Raw genomic sequence first — 15,889 nt, forward strand, 5'->3', positions numbered from 1 at the left:
CGTATCCTTTCTTTGCGACCCCGCGGGGCCGGTCGGTCCCGCCGCGGCGGGACCGGTTACCTGCCTTGGAACACGAAACCCTTAGACGCCGTAGGACTGCGGCTCACGGCCGTAGTAGGCGTCCAGGTACAGCTCCTTGATCTCGCTGATGAGCGGGTAACGGGGGTTGGCGCCCGTGCACTGGTCGTCGAAGGCCTGCTCGCACATCTTGTCGAGGGTGTCGAGGAAGTACTTCTCGTCCACGCCGTACTCGGCGATGGTCTTCTTCACGCCGATCGTCTCCTTCAGCTGCTCGAGCGCGGCCACGAAGTTCTCGAAGACCTCGGCGTCGTCAGCGCCCGTGATACCGCAGTAGCGGGCCATGTCGGCGTAGGCGGCCATCGCGTTCGGGAACGGGTACTGCGAGAAGGTGCCCATCTTGACCGGGGCCTCGGCGGCGTTGTAGCGCATGACGCGCGTCAGGATGACGGCGTTGGCGAGACCGTGCGGGATGTGGTGGAAGGCGCCGAGCTTGTGGGCCATGGAGTGGTTGAGGCCGAGGAAGGCGTTAGCGAAGGCCATGCCCGCCATGGCGGAGGCGTTGTGCATCTCCTCGCGGGCGTGCGGGTCCTTCGCGCCGTACTCGTAGGCCGCCGGGAGGTTGTCGAAGACGAGCTTGGCCGCCTTCATGGACAGGCCGCGGGTGTAGTCGCTCGCCATGATCGAGACGTGCGCCTCGATGGCGTGCGTCATGACGTCGATGCCCGAGGCCGCGGTGAGGCCGCGCGGGGCGAACATGGCGTTGTCGACGTCGACGACGGCCATGTTGGGCAGCAGGGCGTAGTCGGCGAGCGGCCACTTGATGCCCGTCTCCTTGTCGGTGATGATGGCGAAGGGCGTGCACTCCGAGCCGGTGCCCGAGGAGGTCGGGACCGCGACGAAGTAGGCGCGCTTGCCCATCTCCGGGAAGGTGTAGACGCGCTTGCGGATGTCCATGAAGTCCATGGCCATGTCCTCGAAGTTGACATCCGGGTGCTCGTACATGACCCACATGATCTTGCCGGCGTCCATGGCGGAGCCGCCGCCGACGGCGATGATCACATCGGGCTCGAAGAGGCGCATCTGCGCGGCGCCGCGCAGGGCGCACTGCAGGCTCGGATCGGGCTCGACGTCGTAGAAGCAGTCGTGCGCAATGCCCATCTCGTCGAGCTTGGCCTCGATCGCGCGAGTGTTGCCGTTCTTGAAGAGGAACTGGTCGGTGACGATGAAGGCGCGCTTCTTCCCCATGACGCTGCCGAGCTCATCAAGGGCGACCGGCGTGGAGCCCTTCTTGAAGTAGACCTTCTCGGGGGCACGGAACCAGAGCATGTTCTCGCGGCGCTCGGCCACGGTCTTGACGTTGAGCAAGTGCTTCACCCCTACGTTCTCGGAAACTGAGTTGCCACCCCACGAGCCGCAGCCCAGGGTCAGGGACGGCTTCATGCCGAAGTTGTACAGATCGCCGATGCCGCCCTGGGAGGAGGGCGTGTTGATCACGATGCGGCAGGCCTTCATGACATCCTCGAACAGGGCGATCTTCTCGGCCTCGGCGGGATGCACGTAGAGCGAGGCGGTGTGGCCCGGGCCGCCGGCGAGCACGAGGTGCTCGGCCTTGTCGACGGCCTCCTGGAAGTCAGCCGCCCGGTACATGGCGAGCACGGGCGAGAGCTTCTCGTGGCTGAACTCCTCCTTCTCGGGGTCGGTGGACTCCGCCTCCACGATCAGGATCTTGGTCTTGGGCGCCACCTCGATGCCGGCGAGCTCGGCGATCTTAGCGGCAGGCATACCGGGGATGCGGTGATCCAGGGCGCCGTTCTTGAACATGGCCTCGCGCAGGGCCTCAACCTCACGGCCGGGCTTCACGAAGTAGCAGCCGCGACGCTCGAACTCGGCCTTGACGGCGCCGTAGATGGAGTCGAGCGCGGTCACGGACTGCTCGCTCGCGCAGATCATGCCGTTGTCGAAGGTCTTGGAGTGGATGATGGAGTTCACCGCGAGCAGGATGTCGGCCGTGTCGTCGATGACGACGGGCGTGTTGCCGGCGCCGACGCCGAGGGCGGGCTTGCCGCTCGAGTAAGCCGCCTTCACCATGCCCGGGCCGCCGGTGGCCAGGATGATGTCCACGTCGCGCATGACCATGTTCGTCAGCTCGATGGAGGGGGTGTCCACCCAACCGATGATCTCCTCGGGCGCACCCGCCGCGACGGCGGCGTCGAGCACGAGCTTGGCGGCGGCGATGGTGCACTTGGCGGCCGCGGGGTGCGGGGAGATGATGATGGCGTTGCGGGTCTTGAGGGAGATCAGGCACTTGAAGATCGCCGTTGAGGTGGGGTTCGTGGTGGGGATGACCGCGCCCACGATGCCGATGGGCTCGGCGACCTTGGTGATGCCGAGCGCCTCGTCGCGCTCGATGACGCCGCAGGTCTTGGTGTCCTTGTATGCATGGTAGATGTACTCGGCGGCGTAGTGGTTCTTGATGACCTTGTCCTCGAACACGCCGCGGCCGGTCTCCTCGACCGCGAGCTTCGCCAGCGGGATGCGGGCCTTGTTCGCGGCCATGGCGGCCTCGTAGAAGATCTTGTCGACCTGCTCCTGCGTGAAGTGCGCGAACGCCTCCTGCGCCGCGCGCATGCGCACGAGCTTCGCCTCGAGGGCCTCGACGGTGTCGACGAGCGCCTTGGTGGGTGTTGCCGTTGCTTTCCTCGCCATGCGGTTCTCCTTCATGTGATCGATGGGACAGAAAGAACCAAGTCCCACTATAGGTGGGGGCCTTCACCGGTAGGCATCAAGCGGCGAGCGGTAGAAAAATATTGAAGCGATTCAATATCCTAGAAACCATCATGAGAAGCGTTGTAGCTGCACTCTCATCTGCCCTATCGCCTCATTGAGCGAATGTGTAAACCGGCGAACGGTTTGCACATCAGTTTTTTGAAACGCTTCATCATCATTTGGTAAAGAGCCAGCACGCGATCGTCCCCTCGTGGCAGGAGATCTGGGGGGCCTCCCCCTCGACCACGTTCGATATCCCCAGATCCTCCAGCAGGGTGCACCGCCGGTGATCGAGCTCCCAACGCATCCCCGCGATGGAGACCTCGGCGGCAGGCGCGACCGGGATGAAGGAGAAGGTCCTCCCGCTCGCCTCCGGGGGAAGATGCCAGGCCTCTCCCCCCTTGAGAATCCGCCCGCAGAAGGCGTCCTCGACGAGCTCCACCGGGCCCTCCCATGTGAGCAGGCACCCCAGGGCCTCGAGGAAATGATCGGGCCGCCCGCCCGAGAGGCAGGTGCCGCATACCGTCGCCCCCGGCCACCGACGCGCAACCGCGTCGAGGGCGAGGTTGAGATCGGAGTAGTCCTTATGCGGCCGATAGCGCTCGACCTCCATCGGGCCGCCCGTCCGCTCGGCCGCCCGCACCGCCGCGGCCCCCGCGGGACCCACGGAGTCCGCATCGCCGCAGAACAGGTCGGCCTCGACGCCCGCCGACCGGAGTGCGTCGAGGCCCGCGTCAACCGCGACCACGGCGTCGCAGCCATGAGCCGCCCGCCTGATCGTCTCCACCGCCGCCACTTCGGGCGATCCCCCCACTACGAGCACGCGCATACAGCGCCTCCTTATAGTTGTGCATCCGATGTAGACCGCATCCGTGCATCCGACACCGTCGAGTAAATCCTAGCAGACAAATGGGGTTATGCGGCTAATGAGCATTTACAACCTTTTGTCAAGTGTGATGATCTCATGTAACGCCCAGGGTCCAATTTCGACCATCCCACATCTTGTGAGGTCAGGGAGCATATTGCGCATGATACATTCAAGAGGGTGCTACTGGTTCCGCGTTTGTCCGGAGCCCCTGCACGGGAACCGGGTTTCCAACGCCGGAGCCACTCCGCCCGAGTATATCGGCATGGCTGATCAGCCACAGGACGGATGGGGTTGATTGTTGTGAGTTCGAAGGCGAGCAAGAAACCTGGCGCACCCTGCCTCCTGATCACCGATGACGATATCCACCTGTTCCGCCAGGGCACCTGGCAGCGCAGCTGGGAGAAGATGGGCGCCCACCCGGATACCCGCGATGGCGAGGAGGGATGGAGCTTCTGCGTCTGGGCGCCCGGTGTGCGCCGCGTGGCCGTCGTGGGGGCCTTCAACGGCTGGGACTCCGAGGCCGCGCCGATGGACCCGATCGCCGACAGCGGCCTCTGGCACGGCTTCGTCGCCGGCGCCGAGACGGGCGACCTCTATAAATATCTCATAGAGACAGATGACGGCGGGCTCCTCTACAAGGCCGACCCGTATGCGTTCTTCGCAGAGGAGGCTCCCGGCACCGCTTCGCGCCTCTGGTCGCTCGACGGCCATGCCTGGCATGACGGCCCCTGGCTCAAGGCGCGCGCCAAACGCGACTTGCTCCATATGCCGCTGAACATCTACGAGGTCCACCTCGGCAGCTGGCGCCGCCACGGCGATGAGCCCCAGGGGGAGCCCCTGCCCGATGGCACCTACCCCGGCCCCGGCGACCCCTTCCCCGCCCAGCGCGGCACACCTTTGAGCTATGAGGAGCTCAGCCGCGAGCTCGTCGTCTACGTGGTCGAGATGGGCTACACGCACATCGAGATCATGCCCTTGAACGAGCACCCCTTCGATGGGTCCTGGGGCTACCAGGCGACGGGGTATTTCGCCGCCACCTCGCGCTACGGGACCCCCCAGCAGCTCATGACCCTCATCGACGCCTGCCATGCGGCCGGCGTGGGCGTCATCATGGACTGGGTGCCCGGCCATTTCTGCGCGGACGCGCAGGGGCTCTCGTCCTTCAACGGACACATGCTCTACGAGCGGGAGATCCACCCCAACTGGGGCACGCACAAGGTCGACTTCGGCCGCGGGGAGGTGGTCTCGTTCTTCACCTCGAACGCCCTGTTCTGGACCGATGTCTTCCATGTCGACGGGATCCGCGTGGACGGGGTCTCGAGCATGCTCTACCTGAACTTCGGCGTGGACGATGCGGGCGCCAAGAAGTTCAACCACCTGGGCACCGAGGAGGACCTCGACGCCTCGGCCTTCCTGCGCGGGGTCAACACAGCCATGGGCGCCGCCCACCCCGATGTCCTGATGATCGCCGAGGAGTCCACGGCCTGGCCCCTCGTGACCTATCCGCACGCCGACGGGGGCCTCGGCTTCCATCTCAAGTGGGACATGGGTTGGATGAACGACACCCTGCACTACATGCAGACCGACTTCCCCTGGCGCCCCGGCAACCACGGGCTCCTCACATTCTCGATCATGTACGCCTTCAACGAGAACTTCGTGCTGCCGCTCAGCCACGACGAGGTGGTCAACGGCAAGTGCTCGCTCATCCAGCGCATGCCGGGCGACCAGTGGCGCCAGTTCGCGGGCCTGCGCTCGCTCTTCCTCTACCAGATGACGCACCCCGGCGCGAAGCTCTCCTTCATGGGCAATGAGATCGGGCAGTACATCGAGTGGCGCTACTACGAGTCCATCCAGTGGTTCCTTGCCGACGAGTTCCCGCTCCATGAGGGGCAGCGCACCTTCATGCGCGAGCTCAACCGCCTCTATGCCGCCGAGCCCGCGCTCTGGGAACGCGCCTACGAGCAGGGCGGCTTCGAATGGGTCGACCCCGATGACGCCGAGCGGTCCATCATCAGCTTCATCCGTCACGGCGCCCGCGCTGAGGACGACCTCCTAGTCATCATCAACCTGACCCCCGCCTACTACGAGCGGTTCCCGGTGGGCGTGCCCGCCGCCGGCTCGTGGAAGGAGATCTTCAACTCCGATGCGGGGCGCTTCGGCGGCTCCGGCAAGGTGAACCCGCGCGCGCTCAGAAGCCGTGCCGGGGAGGTCAACGGTCGGGAGAACTCCATCTCCCCCTCCCTGCCGCCGCTCGCCGGCGTCATCTTCAAACGCACATCACCCCGGGGCGCAAGCGCCAAGGCCGCCAAGGGCGCGGCCAAAGCGAAACCGGCCGCCAAGAAGCAGAAGAAGGCGGCCGCACCCAAGAAGCGGAAGAGCTGACCCGGGCCCACATAGCACCCAGAACGGGGCCCGGTGCCCCAGGAGAGGAACGTGATGGCTGAGATATTCGACAGCAAGCAGGACTTCCTCGACCGATTCCGTCAGGCGGCGCAATCGCTCTCGGGCAAGGACTTCGAGCACACGAGCGAGCGCGACCGCTACGAGGCGCTGGTGAGCCTTGTGGCCGCCCGCGCCCGCGAGGTCGCGGCGGAGACGGACACGCGCGTCGCCGCAGAGGGCAAGAAGCGGGTCTACTACTTCTCGATCGAGTTCCTGATCGGGCGGCTCCTCGACAACTACCTGCTGAACTTCGGCGTCCGCGACCTCGTGGCGGACGCCCTCACGGACATCGGCGTGGACCTTGACGAGCTCTGCGCCCTGGAACCCGATCCGGCCCTCGGCAACGGCGGCCTCGGGCGCCTCGCCGCCTGCTTCCTCGACTCCATGGCCCATGAGGGAATCGCCGGCTACGGCAACGGCATGCGCTACCGCTACGGCCTCTTCAAGCAGGAGATCCGCAACGGCCGTCAGGTCGAGGTCGCGGACGAGTGGCTCTCAGGCGGCTACCCGTGGGAGGTCAGGCGGCAGGACAAGGCGGTCCGCATCGGCTTCGGCGGGCATGTCGTCCCCCATCAGGTGGGAGAGCGCACGACCTGGGCCGTCGAGGGTGCGAGCGAGGTCCTCGCCGTCCCCTATGACATCCCCGTCGTCGGCTTCGGCGGCAAGACCGTCAACAAGCTGCGCGTCTGGAGCGCGGAGCCCATCGACGAGCACTTCGACCTCGATGCGTTCAACCGCGGCGACTACGCGCTCGCGGATGCGGCCCGCGCCGACGCCGAGGCGATCAGCGCCATCCTCTACCCGAACGACCAGGGCGAGCACGGCCGGCTCCTCCGCCTCAAGCAGGAGTACCTCTTCGTGGCCGCCGGCATCGCGAGCCTGCTCGACACCTACCGCGGCGAGCACGGCTCGGACTGGGCGCACCTCCCCGACCACGTGGCCATCCACACGAACGACACGCACCCCGCCATGTGCGGCCCCGAGCTCATGCGCGTCCTCATGGATGAGGAGGGGCTCTCCTGGGACGAGGCTTGGGACATCGTCTGCCGCACGGTCTCGTTCACGAACCACACGGTCCTGCCCGAGGCGCTCGAGCGTTGGCCGATCGCCACGTTCAGCGCGCTGCTCCCCCGCGTCTACCAGATCATCGAGGAGATCAGCCGCCGGTGGCGCGAGGGCTTCGACACCTCGCTTCCGAACTGGCAGGAGCGCCTGCGCGCGACAGCGGTGCTCTGGGACGGGGAGGTCCGCATGGCAAACCTCTCGGTCATCTGCAGCCACTCCGTGAACGGTGTGGCCAAGCTCCACACGGACATCCTCGAGCAGACGGTCCTGAAGGACTTCTACGCCCTCACGCCGGGGAAGTTCAACAACAAGACGAACGGCATCTCGCCGCGGCGCTTCTTCGCCGAAGCGAACCCGAGCTACGCGAAGCTCGTGACCGAGGCCATCGGCGAGCGCTGGCTCGACGACGCGATGGAGCTCAAGCGCCTCGTGCCCTTCGAGTCGGACCCCGCCTTCCTCGCGCGCGCGGGCGACTCGAAGCATCAGAACAAGGTGCGCCTCGCCCGGTACGTGCAGCGCGAGTGCGGGCTCTCGATCGACCCCGACTCGATCTTCGACGTGCAGGTGAAGCGCTTCCACGCCTATAAGCGCCAGCTTCTGAACATCCTCAAGGTGATCGACGTCTACCAGCGCCTGCTGCATGACCCGGGCTACCGCGTCAGCCCCACCACCTTCATCTTCTCGGGCAAGGCGGCCTCGAGCTACGCCTTCGCCAAGGAGGTCATCCGCCTCATCAACTCCGTCGCCGACGTGGTGAACGCCGATGAGCGGGTGAACGACCTCATCAAGGTCTGCTTCATCCCCAACTTCCGCGTCTCGAACGCCCAGCTCATCTACCCGGCCGCCGAGATCTCGGAGCAGATCTCGACCGCGGGCAAGGAGGCGTCGGGCACCTCGAACATGAAGCTGATGATGAACGGCGCGATCACGCTCGGCACGCTCGACGGCGCGAACATCGAGATCGCCGATCTCGCGGGCCGTGAGAACGAGCAGATCTTCGGCCTCACCGCCCCCGAGGTCGAGGAGCTCCGTGCATCCGGGAGCTACTTCGCCTGGGATCTCCTGAACGCGGACCCCGACCGCCTGGGCCGCGTGATGAGCTCGCTCACCGACGGCACGTTCTCGCGGCTCTCCGGGGACTTCGAGAGCATCCACAACGAGGTAATGCTCAACAACGACTACGACCTCGTGCTGCGTGACTTCCACTCCTACGTCGACGCCTGGGAGCGCCTCACCGCTTCCCACGCAGATGCGGAGGACTGGAACAGGCGCGCGCTGCACAACACGGCGATGTCCGGCTGGTTCTCGAGCGACCGCACGATCCGCGAGTACCGCGACGAGATCTGGCACGCCTAATCAGCGCAGGTCCCCCGGCCGCATGGGGTCGGATGGATAGATGGAACGGTTGAGAGGAAGGCAGAGATGAGTAGGAAAGAATGCATCGCGATGCTGCTCGCGGGCGGCCAGGGCAGTCGCCTCGGCGCGCTCACGCAGAAGATCGCGAAACCCGCCGTCTCCTTCGGCGGCAAGTTCAGGATCATCGACTTCGCCCTGTCCAACTGCACGAACTCCGGTATCGACACCGTGGGCGTGCTGACCCAGTACCGGCCCTACCTCCTGCACTCCTACATCGGATCGGGCGAGGCCTGGGACATGGACAACCGCGACGGCGGCGTATCCATCCTGCCTCCCTATGCGACCCAGGACGGCGGCGCGTGGTACGCGGGCACCGCGGACGCCATCACGCAGAACATCGACTACATCAAGGGATACGACCCCGACTACGTGCTGATCCTCTCCGGTGACCACCTCTACCGGATGGACTACCGCAAGATGCTCGAGACCCATATCGCCCACGGGGCGGAGCTCACGGTCTCGGTCATGCCGGTACCCTGGGAGGAGGCGAGCCGCTTCGGCATCCTCACCACCGACGACGATGACCGCATCGTCAAGTTCTCCGAGAAACCCGAGGCCCCCGATTCCAACCTCGCCTCCATGGGCATCTACATCTTCTCGAAGGACGTCCTCATCGAGGTCCTCGAGGAGGACGCCGTCGACCAGCGCTCGAGCCACGACTTCGGCAACGACATCATCCCGAAGATGCTCGAGGAGGGACGCCGCCTCTACACCTACGAGTTCAAGGGCTTCTGGAAGGACGTGGGCACGATCGCGAGCTTCCACGAGACCTCGATGGACCTGCTCGGCGAGCACCCTGAGTTCGACCTCTTCGACAAGAGCTTCCCGGTGCTCTCCAACATCACGACGCGCCCGCCGCACTACATCGGCCCCGAAGCGCGGGTGAGCGACTGCCTGATCTCGAACGGCTGCCGCGTGTACGGCACCGTGACGCACTCGATCCTCTCCACCGACGCCATCGTGCACGAGCGCGCCGTCGTCGAGGACTCCGTGCTGCTGCCGGGGGCCGAGGTGAAGGCCGGGGCCCACGTGCGCCGGGCCATCCTCGGCGAGAACGCCGTCGTCGAGGAGGGCGTGAAACTCGGCTCCATCGACACCACGAGGGACACGGCCGTCGTCGGCAACGACGTCGTCATCGGAAAGGGGGAATGAGCGATGATCAACAACCTGGCCATCGGCTACATAACCGCCAACTACATCTCCCGTGAGGCGAGCGCGCTCACGCAGGAGCGCCCGCTCGCCTCCATCCCCTTCATGGGCCGCTATCGGCTCATCGACTTCCCGCTCTCCAACATGATGAACGCGGATATCAAGACCGTGGGCCTCGTGATGCCGGGCAACTGCCGCTCGATCATCGACCACGTGGGCTCCGGCAAGGACTGGACGCTCGACCGCAAGAAGGGCGGGCTCTTCCTCGTCCCGGGCAACGCGTACGGCACGAGCAAGCGCGGTATGCGCTTCCTGCTGCGCGACATCATCGCCAACGTCGAGCTCTTCCGCCGCTCGACCAAGCCCTACGTCGTGATGATGGGCTCGAACATCATCTTCAACCTCGATCTCGACGAGATCATCGAGGCGCATCGGACCTCGGGTGCGGGCGTCACGATGATCTACGCCATAGCCCAGCGCGACCAGCCCGACGCGCAGTCGCTCGCCATCGGCGACCGCGGCCGCGTGCGCGAGGTGCGCAGCGGCTGCGGCTTCGGCGAGTGCAAGTTCATGGACGCCTTCATCATCGACCGCCGGCTCCTGCTCAACATCATCGAGGACTACGCCACGGCCGATTACCTCGACCTCTTCGATGCCATCCGCTCCGACTTCGAGCGCATCGACGTGTGCAGCTACGAGTTCAAGGGGCTCATGGTGGGCATCTTCAACCAGAAGACCTACTACGACCGCAGCATGGACCTCCTGCGCCCTGAGACCTACGACCGCCTCTTCCAGCCCTCGCGGCCGATCATCACGAAGGCCCACGACGCCGCGCCCGCCAAGTACAACGCCGGTTGCAACGTGCCCGACTCGCTGATCTCGGCGGGCTGCGTGATCAAGGGGACGGTGCGCGGGTCGATCCTCTCGCGCGGCGTGGTGGTGGAGAGCGGCGCGAAGGTCCGCAATAGCATCATCATGCAGGGTTGCCACGTGTGCGCCGGCGCCACGGTGGAGAACGCCATCCTCGACAAGAACAACTACGTGCCGGAGAACACCGAGCTGCGCGGCACCCTCGACGACACGCTCGTGATCGGGAAGGCGCCCATCCGCCGCTGAGGCGGGCGCGGTTCTCAGCGGGACCGGGGCGCGATGCCGCGCCGACCCGCATCAGGCACGGCCGCCGTCCGGACGCATCCGGGCGGCGGCCGATCCAAGGGAAGGGATTTCTGATATGGCAGACAGCAAACGCAGGCTGGGGGTCGTCTTCGCCTCGGCCGAAGCCGCACCCTTCGTGAAGACCGGTGGCCTCGGCGACGTGGCGGGATCGCTCCCCGCGGCCCTCGCCCGCGCCGGCGTGCAGGTGATCGTGATGGTGCCGAACTACGGGTCCATCGCAGACGAGTACCGGCGTGCGATGACGTTCGAGACCTCGTTCGCGGTGCCGCTCGGCTGGCGGAGCGAGTACTGCGGCCTCATGCGCCTCGAGCGCGACGGTGTGACCTACCTCTTCCTGGACAATGAGCGCTACTTCGACCGCGGCTACCCCTACGGTTTCTTCGACGACGGCGAGCGCTTCGCCTTCTTCTCCAAGGCCGTCTGCGAGAGCCTGCAGCACCTGCCGGACGGCTTCACCTGCGACATCCTGCACTGCAACGACTGGCACACCGCGCTCGCCCCGGTCTTCCTGCGCGAGTTCTACCGGGGCATCCCCCTCTACGACAACGTGCGGACCGTGTTCTCGATCCACAACATCGCGTTCCAGGGGCAGTTCTCCGACGAGGTGTTGGAGGACGTCTTGGGGCTCGGGCACATCCCGGCCGCGGCGAACCAGCTGCGCTCCGATGCTACCTCGGTCAACTACATGATGGGCGCCCTGAACTACGCCGACGCGATCACGACGGTCTCCCCCACCTACGCCGAGGAGATCAAGACGCCCGCCTTCGGCGAGGGGCTCGACGGGGTGCTCAGGCGCCGCGCCGAGGCGCTGCAGGGCATCGCCAACGGCATCGACACCGTGCAGTTCGACCCCGAGGCCGATCCCGCCATCGCCGCGCGCTTCTCGGCTCGGGACCTCTCCGGCAAGGCGGTCTGCAAGGCGCGCCTGCAGGAGGAGCTCGGCCTCGAAGTCCGCGACGATAGGCCGCTCATGGTCATGGTCACGCGACTCACCCGTCAGAAGGGACTCGACCTGGTGACCTACGCCCTCGACCGGATCCTGTCCGGCGGGGTCCAGGTGGCCGTCCTCGGCACCGGGGACAGCGTCTACGAGAACGCCCTGCGCTACTTCGAGAGCTCCTACCCGGGGCAGATGGCCGCCCGCATTCAGTTCGACCCCGCGCTCTCGCAGCGCATGTACGCGGGCGCCGACCTCTTCCTCATGCCCTCCCTCTTCGAGCCCTGCGGGCTGTCGCAGATCATCGCGATGCGCTACGGCACCCTGCCGGTGGTCCGCGAGACCGGTGGCCTCAAGGACACCGTGGTCCCCTACAACTACGAGACCGGCGAGGGCACGGGCTTCTCGTTCGCGAACTTCAACGGTGAGGAGCTCGGCGACGCCGTCTTCCGCGCCGCGCGCCTGTTCTGGGACGCCCCCGACGCCTTCGGGCGCGTGATCCGGCAGGCCATGGCCCAGGACTTCAGCTGGACCAAGAGCGCCGCGCGCTACCTCGACCTGTATTTCTGGCTGCATCCCGAGATCAGGCGCGATGCGGGCGCGATGGACGGCGCGCCGGCGGGCGAGCTGGCGAAGGATTCGGATGACGCCGCGCGGGTAGCCGAAAAGAGCGCCGGCACCCCGTCCAAGGCCGATACCCCGGCACCCAAGCGGCGCGCGGCGGCGACACGGGCGTCGACCCCTGCGGCTGCTGATGCGCCTGCGAAGGCGCCGAGGACGGTCCGCACCGCACGGGCGAAGCAGGCGNGTCTTCGAAGGCGAAACCGAAAACGGTGCGGAAGCCGTCAGCGAAGCGGTCGAGAACACAGGAGTAGGCACACGGTGAAACGCAGCGAGGGCCCGGCGCACAACCGGGTCCTCGCTGGTATTTGGTGGTCTGAAGGCCTGGTGCCTGCTGGCCATGCCCCCATCGGCCCGGTCGATGCGCTCCGATCCCGAAGCGCATCGAGCACCGTGGTGCGATGGCACAGGACAGGAGTAGAACGTCTTCTTGAAGCGTTTTCACAGGCATTCTGCCAGCATGCGCGGTCGAAAGTAGGTTTTCAATCCCTTGTTGGCCGACACACGAGGTGTCTGGGCTCGGCTGCATGCACAGGATGGGGGCAAAACACCTTTTCATGGAGCATTCGAACATCGCGCCGCAGAAAGGCGCTGGGCGCTTGAGTGCCTACCACCTGGGGACGCAGGCCCCCATGGCTTCCAGGCCTCACTCCCCCTTATGCGGGCAGTTCTCGCAGGTGTGACCCGAGCCGCCGGCGGGCGCGCTCGCCTTCGTTGCCGACGACGAGCCTCCGCGCTGGTCGGTGTTGTAGAAGCCACTGCCCTTGAACTCGATGCCGCTCGCGTTAAAGACCTTGTCGGCCGGGGCGCCGCAAACCGGGCAGGTGACGTCCGGATGCTCGGTCATGCCGTGCTCGACCTCGAACACATGCGAGCAGGACGTGCAACGATAATCGTAGTGTGCCATAGAACTCAAACCCTCTCCGCACCGCACGGGCGTATGACCCATTCAAACGTGTGCACTACTGTACCCGGCTTCGGGCCTCCCCGTCCACTTGGGCGAAAACCTGTGTCCATTCGGTGCGGACCCCTCACCGGTCCGGCCCGTGGAAGCGCCCCGCAGCGCGCACGAGCGCGGCAAAACGTCCCTCGCCCTGAGCCACCTGCTCCTCGGTCGCCTGCCAGCGCCAGTTGCCCTCGGCGACGCCCGGTGTGTTCATACGGCCCTCGCCGCCCAGGCGCAGGATGTCCTGAAGCGGCAGCATCACGAGGGATGCGTCGGTCGCGAGCGCGCTCACGATGAGACTGTCGGCGATCTCGTGGGCGGCCTCCTCGTCCCCTTCCGGCGCGAAGGCGGCGGCGCACCACTCCACCAGAGTCGCGGTGTCATGTGTTGAGGTGTAGAGGATCTTCGACGGATGCGGCTCGATGCCCGCGCGCACGTCGCCGTTCTGGAACTGCAGCACGTCCATCCCCGGGAACCCGCACTGCGTGAGCAGGGCGCGCACGCCGAGCGTCAAGATGCCCAGGTCCTCGGCGATGAAGGGCAGGGGTCCGAGCTCAGCCGCGGCCGCACGGAACAGGTCCGCCCCCGGACCGGCGAGCCAACGGCCCGCGGCGCAAGGCTCCCCTGCGGGGATGCTGAAGTAGTTGTGGAAACCAAGGAAGTGATCGAGGCGGACGACGTCGTAGAGGTCGCAGGCGCGGCGCAGGCGCTCGACCCACCACCGGTAGCCGTCGGCGCGCATGCGGTCCCAGCGATACGTGGGGTTGCCCCAGAGCTGCCCCTCGGCCGCCATGTCGTCCGGCGGGGCGCCGGCGCCCTCAAGCACATGGCCGTCCCCGTCGAGCCAGAAGAGCTCAGGCGCGCTCCAGGCGTCGACCGAGTCCGCGGAGACGTACATCGGGATGTCGCCGATGACCTGGATCCCCCGGTCATGTGCATAGGCGAGGAGCTCGCGCCAGGCCGTGTCGAACTTGAATTGGCGATAGGCCTCGAAGCGGGCCCCCTCAGCGAAGCGGGGGTCTTCGAGGAGGTCGGGGCGGTAGCGACGAAGCTCCGAGGGCCACGTCTGCCAGGGCGCTCCCCCCTCGACGTGCTTGACGGCCGTATAGGCGCAGTGGGCATCGAGCCAGAAATCGCTCCGCGCCCGGAACGCCGCGAAGGCGCGGGCCGTCTCGGCGTCTTCCAGGGCCCCGGCCGCGAGCTCGCGACGGAGCGCCCCGTCACCGTCCTCGAGCAGGTCGGTGTTGCCCGCGAAGGCAGAGGGTCCGGCATAGGGGGAGTTGAACGAATCCGTGGGGTTCACCGGCAGCACCTGCCAGTACCTGAGGCCCATCTTCGCGAGGTGATCGACGAAGCGGCGGGCGGGGTCGCCGAGGGTGCCCGGGCCGTCCGCGTTCGGCACCGAGGTGATATGGCAGGCGACACCGGCCCCGGGCGAGAGCGGGCGCTGCAACCGCTCCTCCTCATGGAAGTACACGACCGCGGATCCGAGGCCGAAGAGGGTCACCTCGACGGTACCATCCTGGTTGAGCGGCAGCTCAGCCCCGGAGGCGACGTCAATCGCGGCAGGACCGAGCGCGGGGACGCGCACGCAACGTGACTCGTGCGCATTGCGGTTGACGAGGACGCAGACGGCCTCTCCCCCCTCGCTCACCCGGGTGCAGGCGAGCACGTCCTCATGGGGCGCGAAGGCGTGCACGGGGGCGTCTGCGAGGAACGGAAAGGCGCGGCGGATCCCGGCAGCGTTCTTGATGATCGTCTGCATATCGGTATCGTGGATGTCCGCGAGCTCGGGCAGGGTGCGGCGGTTCCCCGGGTCCGAGAGGCCCGCCAGGCCGAACTCATCGCCGTAATAGATGGACGGGACCCCGGGGAAGGTCATCTGCATGAGCGAGGCGAGCCAGAACCGCCCCTTGGCGAGCCCCATCGAGGCCTCATCGAGCCGCCAGCGGCCGCGCTCCGACTCGGGCAGAGAGGACTCGTCGGGCCCACCGCCGAGCACTGAGGCGATGCGCGGGCGATCGTGGCTCCCCAGCAGGTTGAGGGCGCAGGCGAGGGCCTCGGGCGGGTAGTTCTCCGCCAGGGATTCGATCGTCTCGGCTGCAGCGGCGGCGTCCTCGGCGCCGAGGAGGAAACCCAGGACCATGTCGCGGAAGGGGTAGTTCATCGCCGAATCCAGCTCGTCGCCGAGGAGGTAGCGGCGGAGGCGGCCGTAGCTCACCTTGTTGGAGGCGTCCTCCCACACCTCGCCGAGCACGAGCGCATCCGGACGCTCCGCCAGCGCTGCGGCCTTGATCTCGGCGAGCATCTCATCGCTGAGCTCGTCGGCGACGTCGAGACGCCAGCCGCGGGCGCCCGCGCGCAGCCAATGGCGAACGACCCCGTCCGCTCCGCAGACGAGCTCGCGCACCCGGGGCGACGCGTCGTTCAACGCCGGCATGTTCGCGATGCCCCACCAGCTGTCGTAGCCGCCGTCCTCATG

At 66.6% G+C, this 15,889-nt stretch carries 9 protein-coding genes; 5 read left to right on the top strand and 4 right to left on the bottom strand.

Annotation, left to right across the window (positions count from 1 at the left end):
- Positions 1-81: 81 nt before the first annotated feature.
- Together adhE and CAP13_RS05310 are read right to left on the bottom strand one after the other, a co-directional pair.
- On the bottom strand, positions 82-2,727 hold the full coding sequence (gene adhE, locus CAP13_RS05305; protein ID WP_085830537.1) for a bifunctional acetaldehyde-CoA/alcohol dehydrogenase: 2,646 nt from the start codon (positions 2,725-2,727) through the stop codon (positions 82-84).
- Between the two features lie 235 nt (positions 2,728-2,962).
- A complete protein-coding gene (locus CAP13_RS05310) occupies positions 2,963-3,616 on the bottom strand; it encodes a thiamine diphosphokinase (protein WP_085830538.1) in 654 nt (217 codons plus the stop codon).
- A gap of 324 nt (positions 3,617-3,940) precedes the next feature.
- Here CAP13_RS05310 and glgB point away from each other — a divergent pair, with 324 nt between their 5' ends.
- The 5 genes from glgB to glgA all read left to right on the top strand — a co-directional run bounded on the left by glgB (position 3,941) and on the right by glgA (position 13,064).
- Positions 3,941-6,037: a 1,4-alpha-glucan branching protein GlgB gene (glgB, locus tag CAP13_RS05315; protein WP_085830539.1), complete on the top strand. Its 2,097-nt coding sequence runs from the start codon at positions 3,941-3,943 to the stop codon at positions 6,035-6,037.
- Between the two features lie 54 nt (positions 6,038-6,091).
- On the top strand, positions 6,092-8,518 hold the full coding sequence (locus CAP13_RS05320) for a glycogen/starch/alpha-glucan phosphorylase (RefSeq protein ID WP_085830540.1): 2,427 nt from the start codon (positions 6,092-6,094) through the stop codon (positions 8,516-8,518).
- Between the two features lie 66 nt (positions 8,519-8,584).
- A complete protein-coding gene (locus CAP13_RS05325; protein WP_085830541.1) occupies positions 8,585-9,730 on the top strand; it encodes a glucose-1-phosphate adenylyltransferase in 1,146 nt (381 codons plus the stop codon).
- 3 nt (positions 9,731-9,733) lie between these two features.
- Entirely contained in the window at positions 9,734-10,843 is a 1,110-nt protein-coding gene (gene glgD, locus CAP13_RS05330) for a glucose-1-phosphate adenylyltransferase subunit GlgD (protein ID WP_085830542.1), read from the top strand.
- A 115-nt stretch (positions 10,844-10,958) separates the two neighbouring features.
- The gene (gene glgA / locus CAP13_RS05335; RefSeq protein ID WP_179184948.1) at positions 10,959-13,064 is read left to right on the top strand and encodes a glycogen synthase GlgA; all 2,106 of its coding nucleotides are present in this window, start codon (positions 10,959-10,961) and stop codon (positions 13,062-13,064) included.
- 43 nt (positions 13,065-13,107) lie between these two features.
- On the opposite strand, the gene CAP13_RS05340 is transcribed toward glgA, so the two are convergent.
- Positions 13,108-13,368, bottom strand: coding sequence for an FmdB family zinc ribbon protein (locus CAP13_RS05340; RefSeq protein WP_085830543.1), 261 nt, complete (start codon positions 13,366-13,368; stop codon positions 13,108-13,110).
- Between the two features lie 124 nt (positions 13,369-13,492).
- Positions 13,493-15,889 (bottom strand): 4-alpha-glucanotransferase (locus tag CAP13_RS05345; RefSeq protein WP_085830544.1); only part of this gene is annotated, 2,397 nt, incomplete at its 5' end.

It is taken from the genome of Collinsella vaginalis (assembly GCF_900176655.1).
GTDB lineage: Bacteria > Actinomycetota > Coriobacteriia > Coriobacteriales > Coriobacteriaceae > Collinsella > Collinsella vaginalis.

What these genes read in the sequence shown, in the direction of transcription:
- CAP13_RS05310 (WP_085830538.1), bottom strand. Translation starts at nt 3,616, where the DNA reads ATGCGCGTGCTCGTAGTGGGGGGATCGCCCGAAGTGGCGGCGGTGGAG.
- CAP13_RS05340 (WP_085830543.1), bottom strand. Translation starts at nt 13,368, where the DNA reads ATGGCACACTACGATTATCGTTGCACGTCCTGCTCGCATGTGTTCGAG.
- glgD (WP_085830542.1), top strand. Translation starts at nt 9,734, where the DNA reads ATGATCAACAACCTGGCCATCGGCTACATAACCGCCAACTACATCTCC.
- CAP13_RS05325 (WP_085830541.1), top strand. Translation starts at nt 8,585, where the DNA reads ATGAGTAGGAAAGAATGCATCGCGATGCTGCTCGCGGGCGGCCAGGGC.
- adhE (WP_085830537.1), bottom strand. Translation starts at nt 2,727, where the DNA reads ATGGCGAGGAAAGCAACGGCAACACCCACCAAGGCGCTCGTCGACACC.
- CAP13_RS05320 (WP_085830540.1), top strand. Translation starts at nt 6,092, where the DNA reads ATGGCTGAGATATTCGACAGCAAGCAGGACTTCCTCGACCGATTCCGT.
- glgB (WP_085830539.1), top strand. Translation starts at nt 3,941, where the DNA reads ATGGGGTTGATTGTTGTGAGTTCGAAGGCGAGCAAGAAACCTGGCGCA.